Annotated in this window: 19 protein-coding genes; 10 read left to right on the top strand and 9 right to left on the bottom strand. The window is 58.8% G+C overall.

What is annotated here, in order from left to right; translation table 11 throughout:
* Positions 1-140 precede the first annotated feature (140 nt).
* From RGAI101_RS05385 to RGAI101_RS21870, 4 genes are all read right to left on the bottom strand, one after another.
* Entirely contained in the window at positions 141-1,367 is a 1,227-nt protein-coding gene (locus RGAI101_RS05385; RefSeq protein ID WP_008226994.1) for an acetate/propionate family kinase, read from the bottom strand.
* On the bottom strand, positions 1,364-2,797 hold the full coding sequence (locus RGAI101_RS05380) for a bifunctional enoyl-CoA hydratase/phosphate acetyltransferase (RefSeq protein ID WP_050763245.1): 1,434 nt from the start codon (positions 2,795-2,797) through the stop codon (positions 1,364-1,366). Before RGAI101_RS05380 ends, RGAI101_RS05385 begins: the two co-directional genes overlap by 4 nt.
* Positions 2,798-2,844: 47 nt before the next feature.
* Positions 2,845-4,638, bottom strand: coding sequence for a PHA/PHB synthase family protein (locus tag RGAI101_RS05375; RefSeq protein ID WP_008229194.1), 1,794 nt, complete (start codon positions 4,636-4,638; stop codon positions 2,845-2,847).
* A gap of 280 nt (positions 4,639-4,918) precedes the next feature.
* Positions 4,919-5,086 carry a hypothetical protein gene (locus tag RGAI101_RS21870; protein WP_008226183.1) on the bottom strand — a complete coding sequence of 56 codons (168 nt, stop codon included), beginning with the start codon at positions 5,084-5,086 and terminating at the stop codon, positions 4,919-4,921.
* A gap of 178 nt (positions 5,087-5,264) precedes the next feature.
* Between RGAI101_RS21870 and RGAI101_RS05370 the strand changes: the two genes are divergently transcribed.
* From RGAI101_RS05370 to RGAI101_RS05340, 7 genes are all read left to right on the top strand, one after another.
* A complete protein-coding gene (locus RGAI101_RS05370; protein ID WP_008226175.1) occupies positions 5,265-6,269 on the top strand; it encodes a DnaJ C-terminal domain-containing protein in 1,005 nt (334 codons plus the stop codon).
* Entirely contained in the window at positions 6,266-6,595 is a 330-nt protein-coding gene (locus RGAI101_RS05365) for a hypothetical protein (protein ID WP_008225932.1), read from the top strand. The genes RGAI101_RS05370 and RGAI101_RS05365 overlap by 4 nt, the downstream gene beginning before the upstream one ends.
* Positions 6,596-6,679: 84 nt before the next feature.
* Entirely contained in the window at positions 6,680-8,578 is a 1,899-nt protein-coding gene (locus tag RGAI101_RS05360; RefSeq protein ID WP_008228270.1) for a heavy metal translocating P-type ATPase, read from the top strand.
* Positions 8,578-9,711: an ABC transporter permease gene (locus RGAI101_RS05355; RefSeq protein WP_050763244.1), complete on the top strand. Its 1,134-nt coding sequence runs from the start codon at positions 8,578-8,580 to the stop codon at positions 9,709-9,711. Before RGAI101_RS05360 ends, RGAI101_RS05355 begins: the two co-directional genes overlap by 1 nt.
* Positions 9,711-10,499 carry an ABC transporter ATP-binding protein gene (locus RGAI101_RS05350; RefSeq protein WP_008225377.1) on the top strand — a complete coding sequence of 263 codons (789 nt, stop codon included), beginning with the start codon at positions 9,711-9,713 and terminating at the stop codon, positions 10,497-10,499. Before RGAI101_RS05355 ends, RGAI101_RS05350 begins: the two co-directional genes overlap by 1 nt.
* Complete coding sequence (locus RGAI101_RS05345) at positions 10,499-12,214, top strand: MCE family protein (RefSeq protein WP_008228187.1); 1,716 nt, start codon at positions 10,499-10,501, stop codon at positions 12,212-12,214. Before RGAI101_RS05350 ends, RGAI101_RS05345 begins: the two co-directional genes overlap by 1 nt.
* 4 nt (positions 12,215-12,218) lie before the next feature.
* Entirely contained in the window at positions 12,219-12,836 is a 618-nt protein-coding gene (locus RGAI101_RS05340) for an ABC-type transport auxiliary lipoprotein family protein (RefSeq protein WP_008226777.1), read from the top strand.
* A gap of 108 nt (positions 12,837-12,944) precedes the next feature.
* Here RGAI101_RS05340 and RGAI101_RS05335 read toward each other — a convergent pair whose 3' ends face one another.
* The 5 genes from RGAI101_RS05335 to RGAI101_RS05315 form a co-directional block, all read right to left on the bottom strand.
* Entirely contained in the window at positions 12,945-13,352 is a 408-nt protein-coding gene (locus tag RGAI101_RS05335) for a response regulator (protein ID WP_008225906.1), read from the bottom strand.
* Positions 13,353-13,752: 400 nt separating this feature from the next.
* Positions 13,753-14,208, bottom strand: coding sequence for a hypothetical protein (locus tag RGAI101_RS05330; RefSeq protein ID WP_037227475.1), 456 nt, complete (start codon positions 14,206-14,208; stop codon positions 13,753-13,755).
* Positions 14,209-14,562: 354 nt separating this feature from the next.
* Positions 14,563-14,922: a response regulator gene (locus tag RGAI101_RS05325; protein WP_008228889.1), complete on the bottom strand. Its 360-nt coding sequence runs from the start codon at positions 14,920-14,922 to the stop codon at positions 14,563-14,565.
* Between the two features lie 63 nt (positions 14,923-14,985).
* A complete protein-coding gene (locus RGAI101_RS21190) occupies positions 14,986-19,236 on the bottom strand; it encodes a chemotaxis protein CheB (RefSeq protein WP_008227048.1) in 4,251 nt (1,416 codons plus the stop codon).
* A gap of 243 nt (positions 19,237-19,479) precedes the next feature.
* On the bottom strand, positions 19,480-20,373 hold the full coding sequence (locus RGAI101_RS05315; RefSeq protein ID WP_008227438.1) for a DMT family transporter: 894 nt from the start codon (positions 20,371-20,373) through the stop codon (positions 19,480-19,482).
* A 246-nt stretch (positions 20,374-20,619) separates the two neighbouring features.
* Between RGAI101_RS05315 and RGAI101_RS05310 the strand changes: the two genes are divergently transcribed.
* The 3 genes from RGAI101_RS05310 (at position 20,620) to RGAI101_RS05300 (ending at position 22,982) form a co-directional block, all read left to right on the top strand.
* The gene (locus tag RGAI101_RS05310) at positions 20,620-21,048 is read left to right on the top strand and encodes a hypothetical protein (RefSeq protein ID WP_157044634.1); all 429 of its coding nucleotides are present in this window, start codon (positions 20,620-20,622) and stop codon (positions 21,046-21,048) included.
* A complete protein-coding gene (locus RGAI101_RS05305; protein WP_037227471.1) occupies positions 21,042-21,734 on the top strand; it encodes an HTTM domain-containing protein in 693 nt (230 codons plus the stop codon). The genes RGAI101_RS05310 and RGAI101_RS05305 overlap by 7 nt, the downstream gene beginning before the upstream one ends.
* Before the next feature lie 153 nt (positions 21,735-21,887).
* The gene (locus RGAI101_RS05300) at positions 21,888-22,982 is read left to right on the top strand and encodes a carboxynorspermidine decarboxylase (protein ID WP_037227468.1); all 1,095 of its coding nucleotides are present in this window, start codon (positions 21,888-21,890) and stop codon (positions 22,980-22,982) included.
* The last annotated feature ends 25 nt before the right edge of the window (positions 22,983-23,007 follow it).

Here is a 23,007-nt window from a genome sequence, read left to right as displayed (position 1 = left end):
TCTCTACGATGAAATCAAAGACAAATCCAAACAAACAAAACACTGATTGAAAAACACAATCAAGAATAATGTCTTGCATCCAGTTGAAATATGCGAAGACAAAAAAACAAGACAAAAGGGGTTGGGACAGGACCTAGCCCTCAAGGCTTCGCTTTGTCCGGAAATGCTGTGTTTTCATCACAGCGATCAGTGGTCAGGACACGACTGGAGTGCGCGATAATCGCTTCTTCGTCGGTTGGGATCACCAGAACCTCTATTTCAGACCAAAGGGCACTGATGCGCAGGGCGTTTTTGGCGTTGGCTGCAGCATCGAGTTTTACGCCCATCCACAATAGCCGATCGCAGATCCGCGCGCGTATGCTTGCTGAATTTTCCCCGATCCCGGCGGTGAAGACGATTGTGTCCAGCCCATCGATACTGGCGGCAAGCTGCGCCAGTTCACCTGCCGCGCGATAGCAGAAAAGTGCGATCGCTTCCTCTGCCCGTGGGGTGTTGCAAGCCTCTAAGGTGGCCATGTCGTTGCTGATGCCCGAGACGCCCAAGAGGCCCGAGCGTTCATAAAGCAGCGTGCTGATTTCGGCGGCGGACATTCCTTTTTCCTGCATCAGATAGAGCACAACGCCCGGGTCCAACGTGCCACAGCGTTGTCCCATCACCAGACCGTCCAGCGCGGTAAACCCCATGCTGGTCGCAACGCTGCGGCGGTTTTTCATCGCACACATGCTGGCCCCGTTCCCAAGGTGGGCGACGATCACACGCCCGTCAGCGCGCTCGCCCAGATGGCGGGGCAGGATACCTGCAATATAATCATAGGACAGCCCATGAAACCCATACCGCAGGATGCCTTCTTCGGTCAGGTGCCGCGGCAGGGCGAACATCTGGGCCAGCGGGCTTTGGCTGCGGTGAAAGCTGGTGTCAAAGCAGGCGACCTGCGGTAAATCCGGGGCGGCCGTTGCAACGCAGCGGATCGCGGCCAGATTATGTGGCTGGTGCAACGGGGCCAAAGGGACCAGCGCATCCAGCTCTGCCAGCAGGGCGTCGGTGACCCGTGCAGGGCCATCGTGAAAGCGCCCGCCATGAACGACGCGATGTCCCGCAGCGACAATCGGCAAATCGCCAAGCTGCGCCTTGAGCCAGTCCAGCAGGGCGGGGATCAGGGCATCGTGGCCGGTATTTTTCGCGAGGGGCGGGACCTGGTCCCAGGTCAACGTTTCACCATCGCGACGGCGTGCGGAAAACGCGGGTGCTGTCCCGATCCCTGCAAACTTGCCGCGCACAAATGGGGTGAGGGTGTCTTCTGCAATGGGATAGACCGCAAATTTCAGGCTGGACGATCCGGCATTCAAAACAAGGAGCGCGCCCATCATGATGTGGGCTGCATGTGGTGGCTGATGAACAATTGCGCCAGCGCGCAGGACGCAAGACGTGAAACGGCGCTGTCGGCGCGGCTGGTCAGGATGATCGGGACCCGGGCACCCAGCACGATCCCTGCCGCATCCGCCCCCGCAAGGTAGATCAACTGTTTGGCCATCATATTTGCGGCCTCAAGATCGGGAGCCACAAGAATATCCGCAATCCCCGCAACCTTTGACACAATCCCCTTGGCCGCGACAGCCGCCGGAGAGATTGCGTTGTCAAAGGCAAGTGGCCCGTCAAGCAACCCGCCGGTGATCTGGCCCCGGTCTGCCATCTTGCACAAGGCCGCTGCATCAAGGGTCGAGGCGATGCGCGGGTTCACGGTTTCGACGGCTGACAGGATCGCGACCTTGGGGAGTTCTTTGCCAAGCGCCAATGCCAGGTCGATCGCATTTTGCACGATGTCCCGCTTGATGCCCAAATCGGGGGCGATGTTGATCGCGGCATCGGTGATCAGCAGCGGTTTCGGGTATGTCGGCACGTCCAGCACGTAGACATGGCTCATCCGGCGATCAGTGCGCAGGCCAAGGGGCGCGTCGACGACAGCCTCCATCAACTCGTCCGTGTGCAGGGATCCTTTCATCAGGGCAGCGACCTTGCCGGCGTGCACCAGCGCCACGGCGGCGGCGGCGGCGGCATGACTGTGCGGGGTGTCGATGACCTCGATCCCGTCAAGGCTGCGACCGGCTGCATGGGCGGCAGCGTCGATCTTGGGGCGTGGCCCGACCAATACCGGCACGATCATGCCTTGCATCGCTGCATCCAGCGCGCTGGCCAATGACACCGGATCGCACGGATGCACGATGGCTGTGCGCACCGGGTCCAGCGCGTCTGTCTGCGCAATCAGCCGCGCGTATTGCGCCCCTTGGGTGTGCAGATGCACGTCGGGCAATACCGCACGGGGGCGGCGGACCTTTTCACGCGGTGCGATGACAATCGCTTCGCCCTCGATCACGGTATTGCCAGCCTGGTTGATACAGGTGCAGGCAAGGGTCAGCCGGTTTCTGTCCTGCTTTTGCGTCACCTCGACCCGCACCGTGACGGTGTCACCGACGCCGACAGGGGCGTTGAAGTTGAGGGTCTGTTTCAGAAAGATCGTTCCGGGGCCGGGCAGTTCCGTCCCCAGTACGGCCGAGATCAGCGCGCCGCCCCACATTCCATGGGCGATGACGGCATGAAACATATCGGTCTTTGCGTATTCCGGATCGATATGGGCCGGATTCACATCGCCCGACATGACGGCAAACAACTCGATATCCTGCGGCTTCAACGTCCGGATAAGTTCGGCATGGTCACCCGGCGAAATCTCGTCGTAGGTCTTGTTTTCTATGTATTGCATCGGGGGGGACGGGGCTGGTGCGACCATATCATTCTCCGTCATCGCGGGAGACGCGGGCGGCTGCGCCCCGGCGGTTTCGTTCAGCGAATTCATGGCTGCATCACATAGGTGCCGGGGGCAGCGCACATCGCCTTGCAGGCCCCCGAATGCGCGCCCAACGGCGGAGGTGCCTGAGGCTTGCCAGACCGTTCCGCCAGCCAGTCGGCAAAGGGGGTCCACCACGATCCGTCTTTCGGGGCATGCAGTGCCAGCCAGTCATCGGGATCGCGGTAGGCGGCATTTGCGGGGGTTCTGCCAATCCGGAAATGGCGTCCCGGGTGGCCCGGTTCCGACACGATGCCCGCGTTATGACCGCCGTTGGTCAGCACGAATGTGACCCCGGTATCGGCAAACAGATGCAGCTTGTAGACCGATTGCCAAGGGGCGACATGATCGTCTTCGGTTCCCACCGCAAAGATCGGCGCGCGGATGTCTGCAATGGCGATGGCATCCTTGCCGACATGATAACGCCCCTCGGTCAGATCATTGTTCAGGAACAGCTTGCGCAAGTATTCAGAGTGCATTTTGGCGGGCATCCGTGTCGCATCCGCATTCCACGCCATCAGATCAGAGGACGTGCCGCGGTGGCCCAGCAGATAGTCGCGGATCGCCGGAGCCCAGATCAGATCGCGCGCGCGCAGCAGCGCAAAGGTTCCGGCCATCTGATCGGTGGACAAGAACCCTTCTTGCGCCATCATATCCTCGATCAGCGTGACCTGGCTGTCATTGATGAACAACCGCAGCGGCCCCGCTTCGGTAAAGTCGACCTGCGCGGCAAGGAATGTTGCCGAGGCGAGGCGATCGTCATTCTTCGCCCCCATCGCTGCCGCCGCGATCGACAAAAGCGTGCCCCCAAGGCAATACCCCACCGCGTGCAATTGGGCGGCTTGCGTGATTGACAGCGCCGCATCAATCGCCGCCATCACCCCAAGTTCACGGTAATCTTCCATGCTTAGATTGCGGTCTGACGCTTCCGGGTTCTTCCAAGAGATCATGAAGACGGTAAAGCCCTGCGCCACCAGAAACGCGACCAGCGAATTATGGGCCGACAGGTCAAGAATGTAGTATTTCATGATCCAGGCTGGCACGATCAGGATCGGTTCGGGGCGCACGCGGGCGGTGGTGGGGGCATATTGGATCAGTTCGATCAGCTTGTTGCGAAACACGACCTTGCCGGGCGAGGTTGCCAGATTGCGGCCGACTTCAAAGGGATGCGGGCCAGAGGGGTGGGCGATACCGGTCTTTCTGGCGATGTCATCGAACAGGTTCTTCGCACCGCAGATCAGGTTCTCACCTTTTTCCGAAAATGTCGCGGAAATCACGTCGGGGTTGGTCAGCGCAAAGTTTGATGGCGCGGTCGTGTCGATGACCAGCCCGGCGGTGAAGGCCAGAAGATCCTCGTGGGCGGGGGCGACGCCGTGCACATTTGTCATTGCGTCCTGCCACCACTGCCATCCGGTTTGATGCGCATGCGCCCAGACGTTGAACGGATATTTCTGCCAGCCTTCGCTGGCAAAGCGGCGATCATCGGGCGTCTCGGGTACCGCATGGCCAAGGCAAGCGGCCCAGATCGCGCGGCTGTTCCTGATGGCCTGTTCGGCCAGGTGCATCTGTTTGCCCGGGGACACTGCCAGATGAACCGCCCAATCCATCCACGCCTCGGCGAGGACCGACGGGGCCAGCCCTGAGGTTGCGGTGGCCACGGACGCGTGGGCGATGCGGTCAAGTTTCTCGTAGGCATCTTCGGGCGGGATGTCGTGCGGCTTTGGCACGATGCTTTTCGCCTTGGCCTGCACATTGCGGCCTTTGGCGGCAAAAGGGATCAGCTTGGGGTCGTTCAGCATGCCGTGTCCTTCATGTGAAGGCGCAAAAGCGCGTTCTGTGACGTGACCCTAACCGCGGCGCTGCAATGCGGCATTGATCTGCATCAGTCTTTGCAGACAAACCCGCCAGCCCGATCTGCAGCAGGCTGTGTATAGGGCACACGCCATTGGGCCACCGGCCCGGAATGCTGGTGCCTCATTGGTTTGGGCGCGCAACGTTTGATCCAGTTTCGGTTTCTCAAGAAACGGACGCCGAATGAGGTGCGAAATCCATACACACCCTATCGCGATCGATAGCTGGTCAAACGGGTACGTTTTCGAAAAAATCTTCTTCTGCATCGTCTTCGGCGACGGGTTTCGGCGTGGCTTTATCCGGCGTTGTCGTGTTGGGGGTCTTGTGTGCCGGGGGTACTGTGATGGCGTCGCGCTTATGCTCTGCCTGATCTTGATCGGTAGGTGTTTTTGTCATCGTGGCCTCTTTATCCGTGTCAGGTTTGGGGTGTCGTGCATCATTTTTTGCAACTGGATGCGCCCTTTGGGTACGGCAGTCCGGGTTAAGAAACATTGATCTAGATCAGGGACAGCACAAATCGGACATGAGATGGATAGCCCAACCAGATGCCCCCATCACACCGGATTGCGACCCTATGACTGCAAAAGGACCTACCAAGACACGCGATCCTTACGAGGTTCTTGGCCTGACCGCCAAAGCCACAGCCGATGATATCAAGAAAGCCTACCGCAAGCTGGTGCGCAGCAGTCATCCCGACCTGCATCCCGATGACAAGGACGCCGAGGCACGTTTCAAGGCGATCTCCAGCGCCTATGACCTGTTGAAAGACCCCGAAACCCGCGCGAGGTTCGATGCTGGCGAGATTGACGCGCTTGGGGCGGAACGGCCGCAACGCCAATATTACCGTGATTTCGCCGACGCGCCGGATAATGTCTATCAGCAGCGGCGCGGCGGCGGTCCGGACGTTGATCCGTCTGATTTCTTCGCAGAGATCTTGCGCAATCGCGGGCGGGCAGGCGGCGGCTTTGGCTTTGATACCGGGTTCGACAGGGGGTTTGGCGGCGGTTTCGGAGGAGGAACCCGCAGCGCGGCCGGTGCCGATGCCCGCTACACGCTTGAGGTGCCGTTTCTGGATGCCGCACGCGGCACGCAGACACGCATCACATTGCCTGACGGGCAGGGCCTTGCCGTCAAGATACCGCCCGGGACCCAGGACGGCCAGACGTTGCGCCTGCGCGGGAAGGGGGCACCGGGGTATGGCGACGGCCCTGCGGGGGACGCATTGATCACGGTTTCCGTGCTTGACCACCCCGTTTTCAAACGCGAAGGCGATGACATCGTGCTGACCCTGCCCATCACCTTTGATGAGGCTATACTTGGTGGCAAAGTCACGGTTCCGACGATCGACGGACCCGTTGGTCTCACGATACCGGCGGGGGCAAGCTCGGGGCGGGTGATGCGCCTGCGGGGGCGTGGCCTTGCCCGCAAGGGGCAAAAGGCCAAGGGCGACCAGCGGGTCGAACTGAAGGTTGTCGTTCCAAAGGAAACCGACGCGGACCTGCGGGATTTCCTGACCGAATGGCGCAAGACCCACGCCTTTGATCCGCGGACGGAGTTGATGAAAGGGGCTGCAAAATGACCGAGTTCTTCTCTGAAGACGACGTGGTCACAACTGTGCCGCGTCTGACCCGCAGCCAGCTGGTCCGGTTCGTCGAGGTTGATCTGGTCAGGCCGACCCGTATTGATGGCCAGCCGCTTTATCGTCACATCGACATTGCCCGACTGGAACTTCTGTGCGACCTTTCAGAGGATTTCGACCTTGACGATACTGTTCTTGGGATCCTGATTTCCTTGATCGACCAATTGCATGCGGCACGAAGGGACAGCGTCGTGATGGCGCGCGCGATTGAAACGCTGCCCACCGATTTGCGCAGCCGCATCAGTGCGGCGCTGTCGCAAGGCTGACTCAGGACAGTTGGCTGATTGGCTGCGAACGGCAACGACAAATGGCCAGCATCGCCCCTCAGCAGGCCCATAGGATGTGCCCGAATGTTTCATGATCGCCCCCGTATATTTCTGCTGATCCTGTCTGCCCTTGGGCTGGGCGTGGGGGCAGCGCTTTGGCTGGCCGGTTTACCGGATTTGGCGCGCTTGGCGTGGGGGGGCGGTGTGGTGCCGGTTCTGGCCGCCTTGTGCGTCGAGATGATCGGATGCCTCAGGAAGGGTGAATTCGGTCTGGATATCGTGGCCGCACTGTCGATGTCGGCGGCGCTGTTCTTTGGCGAAACCCTCGCGGCTGCTGTCGTTGCGCTGATGTATTCCAGCGGCACCTTTCTGGAAAGCTTTGCCGAAGGCCGTGCCCGCCGCGAGATGAGTGATCTGTTGTCGCGCGTTCCCCGCACGGCGACGCGGCACCGTGACGGCCAGCTTGAGAAGATCGCGCTTGATGCCATCAGGCCGAAGGATCTGCTGTTGATCCGGCAAGGAGAGGTCGTGCCCGTCGATGGCACCGTTGCCAGCGCGCAAGCCATGCTGGACCAATCGGCCCTGACGGGTGAGGCGATGCCGGTGCGCCTGACACGCGACATGAACGTGATGAGCGGTGCAACCAACGCAGGCGAGGCTTTCGACCTGCGGGCCACCCGCGGTGCCGCAGACAGCACCTATGCCGGAATCGTGCGGCTGGTGGATGCCGCACAGAAATCCAGGGCTCCGATGGCGCGGATGGCCGACCGCTACGCGCTTTTTTTCATGGGGGTGACCGTGGCGCTGGCGGTTGCTGCGTGGTGGTTCAGCGGCGATCCGATCCGGGCGGTGGCCGTTCTGGTGGTGGCGACACCCTGTCCATTGATCCTGGCGGTCCCCATTGCGCTGGTGGCGGGGCTGTCGCGCGCCGCGCGGTTTGGTGTGCTGATCAAGGGCGGCAAGGCGCTTGAGGCGATGGCCCGTATCTGCACGTTGATCGTCGACAAGACCGGCACGTTGACCGACGGGCGGCCGCAGATCGTGTCTGTCACCTCTGCCGGTGATCTGACCGACGACGAGGTGCTGTATTTCGCAGGTGCGTTGGATCAGGCTTCCCAGCATCCCGTGGCACAGGCCGTGGTCGCCGCAGCACAGGGCAAGAACGCCAGACTGCCCGTGCCAACCGATGTGGTCGAAACCCCGGGCGAAGGTGTCACGGGAACCATAGACGGTCGGCCCGTCGTTGTCGGGGGCACGGATTTCGTCGCGGCGCGCATCGCTGCGACCGCCCCTGAAGACAGACCGCAGGAACCCGGGGCAGTGCTGGTGTCGCTTGGCGTGGACGGAAAGCTTGCTGGCGGGCTGGTCATGGCGGATGCGTTGCGGTCCGATACGCCCGTGCTGTTGGCGGGGCTTCGGCGAAACGGGATCGAACGGATCGTGCTGGCAACCGGTGACCGCCGCGCGGTGGCCGAAGCTGTCACCAGGGGACTGGACCTTGACGGGGTACAGGCTGATCTGACGCCGGATCAGAAGGTGCTGTTGGTTCTTTCTGAACGCAAGAACGGTCCGGTGATGATGGTCGGGGACGGGGTCAACGATGCGCCCGCACTGGCAGCGGCGGACGTCGGCGTCGCGATGGGCGCACGCGGGGCGGCAGCATCGGCCGAGGCGGCAGATGTGGTTTTGCTGGTGGATAACCTTGCGCGACTTTTGCCCGGTCTGATGATCGCACATGGCGCGCGCCGGATTGCATTCCAAAGCGTCGTCGCGGGGATCGGCCTGTCCGTGGCAGGGATGATCGCGGCGGCATCGGGATACCTTAGCCCGGTGGAAGGTGCCGTGCTGCAAGAGGTGATCGACGTCGCCGTTATTCTCAACGCTCTGCGGGCACTGCGGATTGATCCGGGCGTGTTGTTCGAGCAAACTGACCAAGGCGATGGTCCGCCGGAGCCGAAGATGACCTTGGAGACGACGGCATGATGCCCGCTGAAACTGCTACCACAATGGATCGGGCCGCATTCTCGGTCGACGGAACGCGGCTTGTGGTGTCGGGCGATCTGCGCATCGCTGCGGTTGATGCGCTTGACCGGTCTGCGCTGCTGAAGAAGGCAGCAGGTGTGACCGTCATCGATATCAGCGGACTGACGCGGATCGATACCGCGGGCGCGTGGCTTCTTGTTTATGCCCAAGACCGTCTGGCTGCCCCTGGAAAGCGTGTCGAGATCACGGGTACAAGCGATGCGCAAGCGCAGTTGATTGACGTCGTCCGGGCCAGCATGCCGCCCGCCGACATCGCTGAGCCAAAGCCCAAGACGCTGGCTGATCAGGTTGAAACGCTGGGACGTATGGTCACGAGTGGCGCGCGCAAGACGGTCGAACTCACGTCCTTTCTGGGGCAAGTCGTCGCCACCATGGCGGGCACGCTGATCCATCCGCGCAGGTTCCGGCTGACATCGCTGGTGCATCACTGCCAGGAGGTCGGTTTGAATGCCGTGCCGATCGTTGCCTTGATGTCGTTTCTGATCGGTGTGGTGCTGGCCTTTCAGGGGGCCGTACAGTTGCGCCAGTTCGGGGCCGAGGTCTTTGTCGTGGATCTGATCGCCATTTCCGTGCTGCGCGAGCTTGGCATCCTGCTGACGGCGATCATCGTCGCGGGGCGGTCGGGGTCGGCGTTTACCGCGGCCATCGGGTCCATGAAGATGCGCGAGGAGATCGACGCGATGCGGACCATCGGTCTGGACCCCGTAACCATTCTGGTGGTGCCGCGCGTTCTTGCGCTGATGCTGATGCTGCCCGCCCTTGGCCTGCTTGCAGACATCTCGGGGCTAGTCGGCGGGGCGGTCATGTCGTGGATCGAACTGGGGGTATCGCCCGCGGTGTTCCAGTCGCGGCTGGTCGGCAATACGGACGTCTGGCATTTCGGCGTCGGCATGATCAAGGCCCCGTTCTTTGCGCTGATCATCGGCATCATCGGCTGCTACGAAGGGATGAAAGTCGGTGGAGACGCGGAATCCCTCGGGCGGCTGACGTCAACTTCGGTTGTGCTTTCGATCTTTATGGTCATTGTAATGGATGCGATGTTTTCGATCTTTTTCGCGATTGTGGGGGTATGATGGCAGGCGTTGTTGACGACCCCATCATCCGGGTACGCGGTCTTGTGACCCGTTTCGGCACCCATACCGTTCATGACGGTCTGGATCTGGATGTGCGGCAAGGCGAGATCATCGGCGTGGTGGGCGGATCGGGTACCGGCAAGTCGGTGTTGTTGCGCGCCATCGTCGGCCTGCTGAAACCGGATGCGGGCCAGATCGAGGTGTTCAATCAAAGCGTGCGCGACACCTCTGATGCCGAATACCGGGACCTGCGACGTCGCTGGGGGGTGATGTTTCAGGACGGGGCGCTGTTTTCATCGCTGACCGTGCGCCAGAACGTCGAAGCTCCGATGCGCGAGCAACTGAACCTCGAGCAGACCCTGCGCGAGACGCTGGCGGCGATCAAGGTGCGCATGGTGGGCCTGCCGGAAAACGCGCTGGGCAAATACCCGTCCGAGCTGTCGGGCGGGATGCGCAAACGGGCAGGGTTCGCACGGGCCATCGCCCTTGACCCCGAAATCGTGTTTCTCGACGAACCGACTGCCGGGCTTGATCCCATCGGGGCTGCGGCATTCGACATCCTGATCCGGCAGTTACAGGCCGCGCTAGGGCTGACGGTGTTTCTGGTCACCCATGATCTGGACAGTCTTTATGCGATCTGCGACCGCGTGGCGGTTCTGGCCGATAAACGGGTGCTGGCTGTCGGTACATTGCAAGATATGCTTGAGGTCGATCATCCTTGGGTTCAAGAATACTTTCACGGTCCGCGCGCCCGTGCAGCATTCACGGCACCAAAGGCAGAGAACTGATGGAAACACGCGCCAATTTCATTCTGATCGGAGCCTTTTTCCTGCTGTCCATCATCGGCACGCTGGGGTTCTTCATCTGGCTGGCCAGTGTCCAGATCGACAGGCAATATGCGACCTACGGCATCTTGTTTGATGATGTATCCGGGCTGGACCCGTCGGGCGATGTCCTGTTCAACGGAATTTCCGTGGGCAAGGTGATCGGGCTCGAGATTTATCCGCAAAACCCGTCCAAGGTCCTGACCACCATTGAAATCGACACGGCAACGCCGGTGACATCCGGCACCATTGCCCAATTGCAGTCGCAGGGGGTGACCGGTGTCGCCTATATCTCCCTATCAGGCGATGCGCTGGGGACGGCACCGATCGAAATGCCGGACACGGGGTTGCCGATGATCGCGTCGAAACGGTCGACGGTCCAAGCCCTTGTCCAAGACGCACCGGACCTTCTGGCGCAGGCGAACGAGCTTTTGAAACAGTTCCAATCCCTGACCAGCCCGGAAAACCAGGTCTATGTCACACGTATCCTGCGCAATCTGGATACATCTTCGGCGCGGCTGGATCAGGCGTTGACCGATTTTTCAAGCATCACCAGCACGGTCGGCGAGGCGACGGCGCAGATCACGCAGTTTACCGGACGGCTCGACAGTATTGGCGCGTCGGTCCAGACGACCCTGACGAAAAGCAACACGGCGCTGGATGCTGCGCAAAGGGCGTTCGATACGGCGGACAAGACGCTTATAGATTCAGGCGCGGCTATTCAAAGCGTCGAGGGGACGTTCACGCAAGCCGAACAGATCCTGCGCGACCGGATTCCTGAAATCCTGTCCGATATTTCTGCGGCGGTGGCGCGTACCGATGCTGCCATTGTCGATCTGCAAAAACGGTCGGCGGATACGCTTGACGGGTTCGGTGACACGGCCAGCCTGCTGAACGCGCGGCTGACGGAACTGGAACAAACCCTTGCCGAGGCGAACATCGCCTTCGTCGCGGTCACCGATGCCTCGGATAGTTTTGACGCGCTGGTGACGGGGGATGGCACCATGCTGGTGGGCGATGCCCGCGCGGTTTTGGCGGACGCCAAGGTGGCGATTGCGACGATCCAGAATGTCGTGGTGCAAGACGTGCCCGTGATCATGGCCGACATCCGCGCGGCAGTCGCAACGGCATCTGACGCGGTCGATCGCGTGGCACAGGATGTCACCGGGCTGACTGGCAGATTTGATCCGTTGGTCGCCGAAGCCGAACAGGCGCTGGCATCTGCGAACGCGCTGTTTGTGCGGGCCCAAGGCAGCCTTGGCACGCTTGATACCGCCCTGGACAGCGCGCAAGGGGCGTTGGCGTCAGCCGAGGCGGCGTTTGATGGGGCCACTGACGTTCTGCGGACGGACGTTGGCCCGATGCTGTCCGATCTGCGCACGGCGTCAGACCGGATCAGTGTCGCCGTCGAAGATGTGACCCGTGACATCCCTGCCATCGCCACCGACTTGCGTGCGCTCATCGGCAGGGCGGATGCTGTCGTGGCGCAGGTGCAGGGTGCCGTATCCGCCAGCGCGCCCGGCATCGGAGCCTTTGCCAAAACCGGATTGCCCGAACTGACCCGCCTGTCGGCCGAGGCGCGCAGCCTGGTCAGCACCCTGAACAGTCTGGCCCGCCGCATCGAACGCAACCCGGCGGGTTTTATCCTGGACAACCGTGTTCCCGAATATAGAAAGTAGCGCCATGACCCTTGTCAGAATCTCACGCCGGATCGCTCTTTTGGGGGGGATTTCTGCGCTTGGCGGATGCAGCGCGGTGTCTGCGCTGAATTCTGCGGCGATTCCGCTTGATACGTTTGATCTGCTGCCGGCTGCCGGTACCACGACGGGGCGGCGAACCTCGCATAGTTTGCTTGTCGCGCTGCCTCAGGCACCTGCCGCCATCGCGAGCGACCGTATAGTGGTTAAACCCGATCCGGCGTCGATTACCTATCTTCCCGGTGCCCGTTGGAGCGACGAAGCCCCGGTGCTGCTGCAATCGCTGCTGATCCGCAGCATCGCCTCGACCGGACGTATCGGGTATGTCGGGCGCAGCGAAGGCGGGCCTGTGCCTGACACGGCCCTGTTGGTGCGCATGGATGCGTTCGAGGTGAACATCACGCCGGATGGCACGATGCTTGCCGTGGTGGATATTGCGCTGACGGTCCTCAATGACAGCAACCAGAATGTGATCGCCAACCGCAGTTTCTCGCAGTCGGCAGCTGCCGACAGTGACGCGCCCGGTGCCGTCGTCGCGGCGTTTCAGGCCGCGCTGAACGGTCTGCTGCCCGCGATGGCTGATTGGGCGATGCGCTATGCCTGATTTATGATGGGACAGCGTTTACCGTGCTGAAACTGCATAGGGGCGCAGCTTTGTCAGGTAATTTTTACCATGCATATGCTGTATGGCGGGGTGACAAAATCGCGGTGGTTATGGTCGGGCCTTGCGCAGTTGGCACAGGGCGTCGATGACCCTTTCGGCGGGTTCGATCTTGTCGACCGCGACCATGTCTTTATGAATTCTTTCAAGCTGATGCTGCATTCTGGTGAACGCGCTATAGACGACCGTCGGGATGTTTATGTGACTTAGTACAGACAGGATCCGCCGACCTTCCTCGCCGGGGCCGAACCCGGAATGCATCCCGCCTCCAAGATCGAGGTCCAGCACACAGAAGGCCGGAGACAATTCATCAAGGCTCTTCAGGGCCGAGACATATGTCTGAAACTGCCCGATCGGACGAAACCCTGCAGGTTGGAGCAGTTCAACGACTTCTTGAGCGATCAGAATGTTATCTTCAATTATGATAACGGACGCTGCGCTTTCAGGTGATTTTGACATGCAGGTGCAACGAACCTTCGGCTGTATGGTAAAGCTTTAAATCTCGCAAAATAGGCAACTTGATCGAAACAAAAGAGCGAATGGCCCGTTACGTGAAATATGCAACTACCATCTTTTAACATTCAGGAGGCACCATAGGTAAGATGAGCAGTCACTACAATATCAAGCTGTTAACCTTTTCGTCTACAGGCCGTCGCTGCGTTGAAGCAGGCGGTAGACCGCCGGTCTGACCACGAAGGGCCGTCCGTGTAGAAGGTTTCAGGCACGATGAAGGCAGACCAGGGTCGTCACTTTGCGTCAGTTTTCACGCCGGACCAAGACCGCTTGTTTGAACCAAGCGCATCAGGCGTTTCAGATCGCGACCGCCAGATGGCTTGGGTTTCAGATTCGGTAATAAAATCTACGCTGCTTTTGCGAAAAAGTTTGTAGCTTCCACTGCCTCGTTAGAGCAAAGGCCCTTCTTGAACATCAGCCAAGTCGTCGCTTCCAACAGGCTTTCGGCGACATAGAATTTTTCCTCTTCTCGCACACCGTATATTTCTGCATAGACGCCGTACATTCTTAGCATACCATAAGACCCTAAATCTCCAGCTACGCATGTCACGTAGTTGTTCATTATTGATCGGGGAATGCCCGCAGCGTTTCTAATTCTGGTGAGGTGGCCAATAATATCAGAAGATTCCAGTGTGATTAGATTCACATCTGTATAGTCTTCGATTAGCGGCTGGTAAAATCCAGCGTTTTTCTCCGGACGCGACGCATCGGTCAAATTTAATCTGTAAAGCTCATCCAGCGAAAATGGCGCGGAAAAGCGTCGGTAATTTACACCGTTGAATTGTAGCGATTTGATAGGCACCTTTTATCCCCCGTTTTCTAACTTCAGGTGGTGCTAATCAGAAAACGGTACACCCTTTATGGTGGCTGTTGCAATGATCTTGTCGTCAAAGTCAATATCAGTGAAGAACCTCATAAAGCCGGAACGCCTTTCTTTTACGGGGGGGGGTATTGCAATATATGATTTATGTCAGATGGTTAGGGGTTTTCTGCGGTGCGGAAATTTTTGGTGAAACTGGACATCATCACTAATTTAAAAAGTTGATATCCGTAAATAACTTCACATTTCAAAACTTGCCGTCTGATTATCACAGTAAATAATGCACGCTTAAGTGGAATAAGGTGGCGATTTTTCTAGCAGCCCGCTTTTTTGGCATCAGATAGCAGAGGCATCATGGGAATCCAAAAACGATTTCAGTTCAGCTTCGATGAAGGGCTTGTTCAAAATCAAAACGCCTTCCAACGCACCGGCATCGGAACTGCGTGCGGACCCGTAGCCTGTCAGATATGCAAAGGGTATTCCCATTTCTTTCAACATTACCGCAACGGCGTGGCTATTCCCGAACTTTCCCAAATTCAAATCAAGCAAAGCCAGGTCGGGTTTGAACGTGCTGATTGCCTCAATAGCATCTTGCGGCGTTACATGAGGGCCACTTGCAATATGTCCCCATTCTCCCAACAGCATGACAAGATCCAATCCGACAATCATTTCGTCTTCTAAAACCAAAACCTTCATACTCATCTTCTTTTACAAATTTTCAGTAAGCCATCACGACCAAGGCGAATGATCGCGGGTTGATCAGGATTCTGTCTTTTCTATGGACCAATAAACACCCGATTTATCGTAAAGAACCTTTACGGTCGCGTTCAATTCCTTTTCAAGCAGATTCTGAACGAGAAATGTCCCGAAGCCTTGATGATCAGGGGGGGAAACTGCGGGCCCGTCAAATTCGCGCCATTCCAGCTTGAAACGGTTGGGCCCGGGACAGTCTGCCGTGAATTCAATGCGTCCCGAGGCGTTTGAAAAGGCCCCATATTTCGCGGCATTGGTTGCAAGTTCATGAAGGGCAAGGCCAAGCGACAGAACTGTCTTGGGCTCAAGAAACATGTCACTGCCCAGATAGGTAAATCTGCCCTTGTCAGACCCGACGTAGGGCGCAATTTCGGAATTTACCAATGCGCGGAGGTTTTGCCCCTTCCAGTCCTGTGCCGTCAGGGCGTCGTGGGTGCGCGACATCGCCCCAAGCCGTTCGATAAGGCTTTTGGACATGTCTTCCTTCGATTTGGACATCCGCGCTGTGAAGCGTGTAATCGCCTGTATCGTTGCCAGTGTGTTCTTTACCCGATGCTCCAACTCGGCAAGCAATATGTCCTTTTGTCGTTCGGCGGCGACCCGGTCTGTGATTTCAACAGCGGATGGCACGACTTCAATCACGTTTCCTTCGTCATCAAAGTTGGGCACAAGCTGAAAGTCGATGACTGCCATTTGGCCTCCGGCCACCCGGACTTCGACATCATACCGCGATATCTCGCCCTCAAGCGCCCGGTTAACGGCATCGCGAAGGCGGTCTTGGGAGGCAACGCTGAAGGACCACCACCAGCAGTCCCAAAACTTCTTGCCGATCACATCCTTGCGGGAAATCCCGCCCCTTTCGAGGGCTGCCGCATTGACTTCGGTGAGCGTGCCGTTCGTGTCCAGGATGCCGACAAAAGCGCTCAGGCTGTTCTGAAGCCGCTGAAGGCGTTTCAGGCTGTTGCGTTCGCGTTGCCGCGCCAGCGTCTTTTCCGTGACGTCCGCGACAACGCCGATCAAGCGTTCGGCCTTGCCGTCGACGCCTTTCTTGAGGGTTCCAAAATATTCCAGGTTGCGCAGCGCGCCATCATCCTGGCGGCGAATGCGCATCTCGAAATTGACGGCCCCGTCTTCCGAGGTGACGTTCCGCAACAGCGCGTCGTTATCATTGGGATGCATGATATCCTGCGTGGCATCCGCCAGGTGGAGCGGGCCATCGGCCTTGTCCGAGCCGAAGATTTCGAACATGCGGTCATTTTCCCAGATCGCATGACCTTCGCGAAGGTTCCATTCAAACACCCCAAGCCCGGCAGCATCCACAGCCACACGTTGCCGCAGTGCACTGTCCGCGATCTGCCGTTCCAGTTCCCGTTCGGCGGTGACCTCTCGCACGCAGGTCCCTAATGCGAATACGTCGGCACCGTCCCTGACGGGATAGAAATCGACCATGAATTCGCGCACCTGTCCGGGTTCCGCTGGCATGGTGGTCTGCACAGGTAAACCGATAATGGCCTCGCCGGTTCTCAGAACCTGTTTTTGTATATCACTGACATCGGCATGCGCTTGCGGCAAAAGCTGCTCTTGCAGCCTTCCGATATGTTCCATGACAGTAAAGCCGTTTATCGCTGCCAATGTCTTGTTGATCCGCAAAAAGCGCAGGTCCCGGTCAACCAGACTAAGGCCGATGGGGGCGGAATCGTACAGCGTCTCAAGTTCGTTGTATTGCTCTGCGAGCAATTTCGCATTTTCTTCAAGCTGCAATGCGTTGCGCTTGCGACGGGTCACGTCGATGAAGGTAACGACCACGCCGTCAAGCCGGTTGTCCACCGTCCGGTAGGGGCGCAAACGCATGGCAAAGGTCTCATCCGTGGCCTCGATCCGCACTTCGCGTTCGATCGGTTGCAGCGTCTGGCGCACCTGGGCGGCGTCTTGTTGCAGATCGACATAGTCGATCTTGCGGGCCAGATCGTGGATGGACCGCCCGACATCGCGCGCCTGAATGCCATACAGCCGCGCGACCTCGGGGGTGAACAGACGCACATGATCACTTTGGTCGATGAAAAGCGTAGCGATATCAGTGCTTTCAAGCAGGTTTTTCAGGTCGTTATTCGCACGCATGAGTTGGCGGTTGTTTTCCGTCAACTCTGCGTTGATGGTCTCGAGCTCTTCGTTGATTGACTGCAATTCCTCGCGGCCCGTCTCAAGCTCTTCGTTGGAACTTTGAAGTTCCTCGTTCATGCTCAGCAATTCTTCGTTTGCACTGCGAAGTTCCTGATCGGCAAAGGCGTATTGCCGCTGCATGCCTGACAGGCGGCGACGGGTCAGGAGCAGCTCTTGCTGATAGTCGGCACTGCGGCTGCGGTCGTCAGCGTCCTTGATCTCTCCCATGTTGCGCTGGCGCACTTCGGTGAGCGCCACAAGGATCAGGCTGCTGGATGTGTCGAAAGGTTCGGCGGTGATGTCGAACATTTTTGGCATGGTGCCGACCTGCACGACGACATTAATGATCTCGGCGGCCATGCCGTTCTGGCGTGCGTCGTCAATTGCCGAATGTACGGGCAGGCGCAGCTCCATGGTCAGGAAGTCTTCCAGATCGGTGCTGGTCGCCCCCCGTGACGGCTTTACGAAGGCGGCCATCGCTTCGGAAACATAGATCACCTGGTTTTGCCGGTTGACGGTCATGAAGGGCGGGGCGTGGAGTTGCAAAAAGGCCTGTTCCGACCGTGTCTCAATCTCGCTTGCGCCGGGATTTGAAAGCCGCGTGTCGATGGTCATTTCCGCGACCGCACCCGGCAGTCCCTTGCGCTGTGGCGGGGCAAGCGACATGGCGGTAAAGCTTGTGTCTGTCTCGTCATCGCGTTGAAAGATCTTGGCGCTGCGGTCCAATGTCTCGAAGTAGCTTTCGCTGCGCCCAAGTGTTTCGGACGGCCCCAGAAACAGAAAGCCCTTTGGGTTCAGCGCGTAATGGAAACGGGGCAACAGCAGTGCCTGACTTTCTGCATTGAGGTAGATCATCAGGTTGCGGCACGAGATCAAATCCAGCTTTGAAAAGGGCGGGTCCGTCAAAAGATTATGGGGGGCAAACACACACATCTCGCGCAGGGTCGCGTTGATGTGCCAGCTTTCCCCGTTGGAAATGAAATGGCGCTTTAGCCTGTCTTCGTCCAGCACGGCGATAGAGGCATCCTGATAGTGTCCGGCGCGCGCAAAGCGCAGAGCGTCCGTGTCGATGTCGGTGCCGAAGATCTTCCAGGGACGCTGATCCTTGGTCTCGTCGATTACCTCCTGGATCAGCATTGCGATCGAATAGGCTTCCTCACCGGTAGAACAGCCCGGCACCCAGACGCGGAATTCGGAATCATTGCGGTCGAACAGGGCTTTGATCACATGCTGGCGCAGCGCCTCGAACTTGTCGGCGTCGCGGAAGAATTCAGTGACACCGATCAGAAAGTCTTGGACCAGCAACTTACGTTCTTCCGGCTTTTCATCGAGGGTCTGGAGGTAACCCAGGGCCGAGCTTTGGCGCAGCAGCGTCATGCGCCGCGCCACGCGCCGGACCAAGGTGCCCGGTTTGTACCCTGAGAACGCATGTTCGCCACTCGCATCAATCCGGCCGACAATCAGGGCAAGATGGCGTTCGATGTCATCAAGCTGGGCATCACGCCCGTTGTCGAATTCCAATGCGCGCCAGCTTTGTATGATGCCAAGAATTCTTGGCGGCATATCGCGGGGGCGCAGGACGAAATCGATCAGGCCAGCGGCCACGGCACTGTCAGGCATGCCCGCAAACCGCGCGCTTTTACTGTCCTGTGCAAGGGCCACGCCGCCCTGCGCCTTGATGGCCTGCACGCCCAGCGTCCCGTCAGACCCTGTCCCGGACAGGATGACGCCGAAGGCCCTGCGCCCGGCCTCTTGTGACAGCGACACGAAGAACCGGTCGATGGGGGTCCGCACGCCGGGGGCACGAATGTTTTCGATAAGCCTGAAGCGGCCCTGTGCAATCTCGAGGAAAGGTCCGGGCGGAATGAGGTAGATATGATCCGGCGCGATCGCATCACCATCATTGATCCGGTTGACCGGCAAAGGGGTATGCGCCCTGAGCAGTTCATCCATCAGCGATTTCTGGTCGGGTGCCAGATGTTGCACCACGACATAGGCAATGCCGCTGTCGTTCGGAATGGCGGTTATGAATTCCTTGAGGGCTTCAAGGCCTCCGGCAGATGCGCCAATACCAACAATGGGAGGTAGATCAGTCATGGTCGTGCCTCTTGCTCTGTCGATTGCCGAAATCTTGCCCGTTCGAAGTCATGGATACCGACAAGACGAACATCAGATAGGCGTCAACTTATGGTTATGGGAAACGCTCGTAGATTTCCACTTGTTTGAAACTTCCCTGACGTGAGGCGGGAATACAGCACAACTGGCAAAGGGGCTGGCACCGGTATGCTCCCGCTTCAATACAGCGTGCGGGGCTTGTGACCGTAGGACATCTGCGCCAATTCACGGCGGAAGCATCTGACGTTTGCGCACGCTGAACAGCAACCCTACGGTCAAAAGCCCAAGGGCGGCGATGCTGAGCAGGCTCAGGCTTTCGCCCAGGATCACGGCACCCAGAATGCCGCCTACACCGGGGACAGCCGCAAGGATCGACGAAGTATTGCCGTTACCGATCCTGCGCGAGGCGTGGGCGATGAACAGCAATCCGATCAGGTTGGGCACGAACCCCTGATAGACGGCCTGCAACAAGAGCGGCCCCGTTGGCGCGTCAGCGATGCCAGAGGGCAGCCACAGCGCCCAGACGGGCAGATAAAGCACCGCATTGACGACGGTCCCGCAAAAGATGATCTGCATCGCGCCAAGCTGCCACCGCTCTGACAGGATCATGTAGAAGGAAAAGAACACGGCCCCGATGATGAACAGCAGATCGCCGATCCATGCTGTCTCGCTTCTGGTTGCGACCCCGTCCCAGGCAAGAACGACCGCAGACACGAGGATCAGCGCGGCCCCCATCATCTGGCGCGCGCTGGGTTTGGCGCTGAAAAGGACGAGACCCAGAATAATGCCGACCAGCGGCAGTATCCCGTTCATGAATATCCCGCCATGCGCGGCAGGCGCAAAGAGGAATCCGGAAAAGACGGAGAGGATATAGACCGGCCCCAAGATGAACGAAAGCACCGCCATCTGTGTCAGCGAAAGCCCCCGCCACGGTTTGTAGTAGAGGCAAAGCGGCACGGCCACCACAGACGCCAACCCGTAGCGCATGGCGGCCAGGTCATAGACAGTCAGGCCGCTGTTATTGGCGACACGGCTGACGATCAGCCAAAAGGACCAGACAAAGACGATCACCCAAGCGGCCGTATAGCCAGTGACCTGTGAAGGAGAGTCGGTGGTCATCTGCGCTTTGCCATCCCAAAAAACGATGGGGAAATTCCCAGTCCCCCAGCAGTAGGACCTGTATCGGGGCAGGGCAAGAGCAAGCCAATGAATTCGACTGCGTGTCACATTCTGACTGGCAGGTCGGGGCCACCGGTTTTTGAAATGTTGAACCGACCGCCTTACCCAGTGCGGTTGATCCGCCGGCTGGCAGGGTTCACGCGGTATTAACCGGAAAGCGGCTTACATCTGACGATGTGGAAAACCTTGTCCTTGATCTTGCCTGTGCTCATGCCGTCATGGCGGTTCTTCAAGACGATCGAACCGTCGCCGCGTGTGCAATGGAGGTTTCTGACCGACAAGAATGCCACCACAGGCGATTGGCAAGACTTCCGGCCGCGCCCGCAGGCTGTCACCGCTGTTCAGATGATCGGACGGCTGTTCTGGAACCCAGTCTGGAACGACAATTTGTTCGTGGTCAGCTGTGCCGAGCGGATCGAACAGCAACGCACCGATCGCAGCATCACTGAAATCACGCAGCGCATCTTGGCAGATAGTGACGCTACGCAAATGAACCCCCAGGTGCGATTGGTCCAGTTCCGGCTGTTGTTCGTGCACCGGGATGGCGCGGATTTGGTGGAAGACATCGTTTTCGTCTCTGACCCCGTTGCGCAGCCTCGTGGCCCGTCATGCTAACCTTGGACGCCGCGCTGCGTGCGACCGAAATACTGCTCGCCTTGGCGTTTTTGCAGCAAAGTGCCGAATACATTTTTGGATCACGCGCCGCGTGGATGCTTTTTGGTGTGCGTGCGGCGCTTTCCATCGGGCTGTTGTTTGGCGTTTACGGCGCTTGGGTGCTTTTGGCACTGTGCGTGCACAGCATCTTTGTGCTGCATCGGTTTCAAGGGCCTTACAATGGCGGCAGTGATCGGATGGGCCTGTTGGTGCTTTATTGCCTATCTCTGTCGCGGTGGATGCCGACTGCCGCGCTGCAAGAGGTTGCCTTTGGCTATCTGGCGGTTCAGGTGATCTTGTCCTATTTCATCTCAGGGCAGGTCAAGATCATCAATCCGGAGTGGCGCAGCGGGCGCGCGCTGGGCGATGTGTTCAGCTTTTCGGTCTACCCCGTCGCTTTATCCCTGCGCGCCTTGGCGCTTCGCCCGCGACTGCTGTGGATTGCCTCATGGAGCGTGATGCTGTTCGAGCTGCTTTTCCCGCTAAGCTTTCTGAACGCCGGTTTGTTGATCCTGGCGCTGATCCTCGCCGCCGGATTTCATATCGCGAACGCCTGCTTGTTCGGGTTGAACCGTTTTGTGTGGTTCTGGGTCGCGTCCTACCCGTCGCTTCTTTGGCTTCAGGGTCGTGTCTTTCCAGGCGGCTAGGGCCGCGCGCCAATTTCAGGCTCGCCTCAACGCGGGCGGGGGCCACAGCCTGCTACGGGTACGTTTCAGTCAGGTCATCCGATTCAAAGACTTGCCGATCTGACCCATCGGCCCTACCTACGGAGCGACGGAAACGTGTTGAAAGATCGTGAATTGCAAACACCATATTACCTGATCGACAAGGCCCGCCTGCTGCCGAACCTTGAAAAAATCGCCTGGCTGCGTGCGGAGTCCGGGGCGAAGTCGCTGTTGGCGCTCAAGTGTTTCGCGACGTGGTCGGTGTTTGATTTCATGGCGCAATACATGGATGGCTCAACGTCCTCGTCCTTGTACGAAGTGCGGTTGGGTCATGAAAAATTCCCCGGTGAAACCCACGCTTATTCGGTCGCCTATGCCGATCACGAGATCGCCGAAGTGCTGGCGTGTTCCGACAAGATCATCTTTAACTCCATCGGTCAGCTGACCAAATTCGCAGATGCGGCGCAGGGGCATATCAAAGGGCTTCGGGTCAATCCGGGGGTGTCGACTTCCGAATTCGATCTGGCCGATCCCGCGCGCCCGTTCAGCAGGCTTGGCGAACATGATCCGGATCAGATTGCAGCCGTTGCCGACCAGATCAGCGGGCTGATGTTCCACAACAATTGCGAAAACGACAGTTTTGAACGGTTTGACGAGATGCTGACCCTAATCGAGGGTCGGTTTGGCGCGGTGATACGTGACATGGACTGGATCAGTCTGGGCGGCGGCATCCATTTTACCGGCGCGGATTACCCGCTTGACCGTTTGGCTGCGCGGCTGAAGTCTTTTGCGCAGACCTACGGCGTTCAGGTTTATCTGGAGCCGGGCGAAGCCGCGATCACAGGGGCCGCCACGCTTGAGGTGACCGTGCTGGACACCATGTATAACGGCAAGAACCTAGCCATCGTCGACAGTTCGATCGAGGCGCATATGCTGGATCTGCTGATCTACCGAGAGCCCGCGAAAATCAGCCCGGACACGGGCGATCATGAATGGATGATCTGCGGGAAATCCTGCCTTGCGGGCGATATCTTTGGCGAATTCCGCTTTGACGCGCCGTTGAAGGCCGGGGACCGGCTTTCGTTTCAGGACGCCGCAGGCTATACAATGGTCAAGAAAAACTGGTTCAACGGGGTCAAGATGCCGGGCATCGCAATCCGTGAACTGGACGGGACAACGCGTCTGGTGCGCGATTTTGACTACGACGATTTCGCAGCGGCCCTGTCGTAAATCTGCTCAAACGAACGAAACAACA

This window comes from Roseobacter sp. GAI101 (assembly GCF_000156335.1).
Classification (GTDB): domain Bacteria; phylum Pseudomonadota; class Alphaproteobacteria; order Rhodobacterales; family Rhodobacteraceae; genus Sulfitobacter.
The sequence above is the reverse complement of the archived record's forward strand: the minus strand, read 5'-3'. Positions and strand labels throughout refer to the sequence as shown.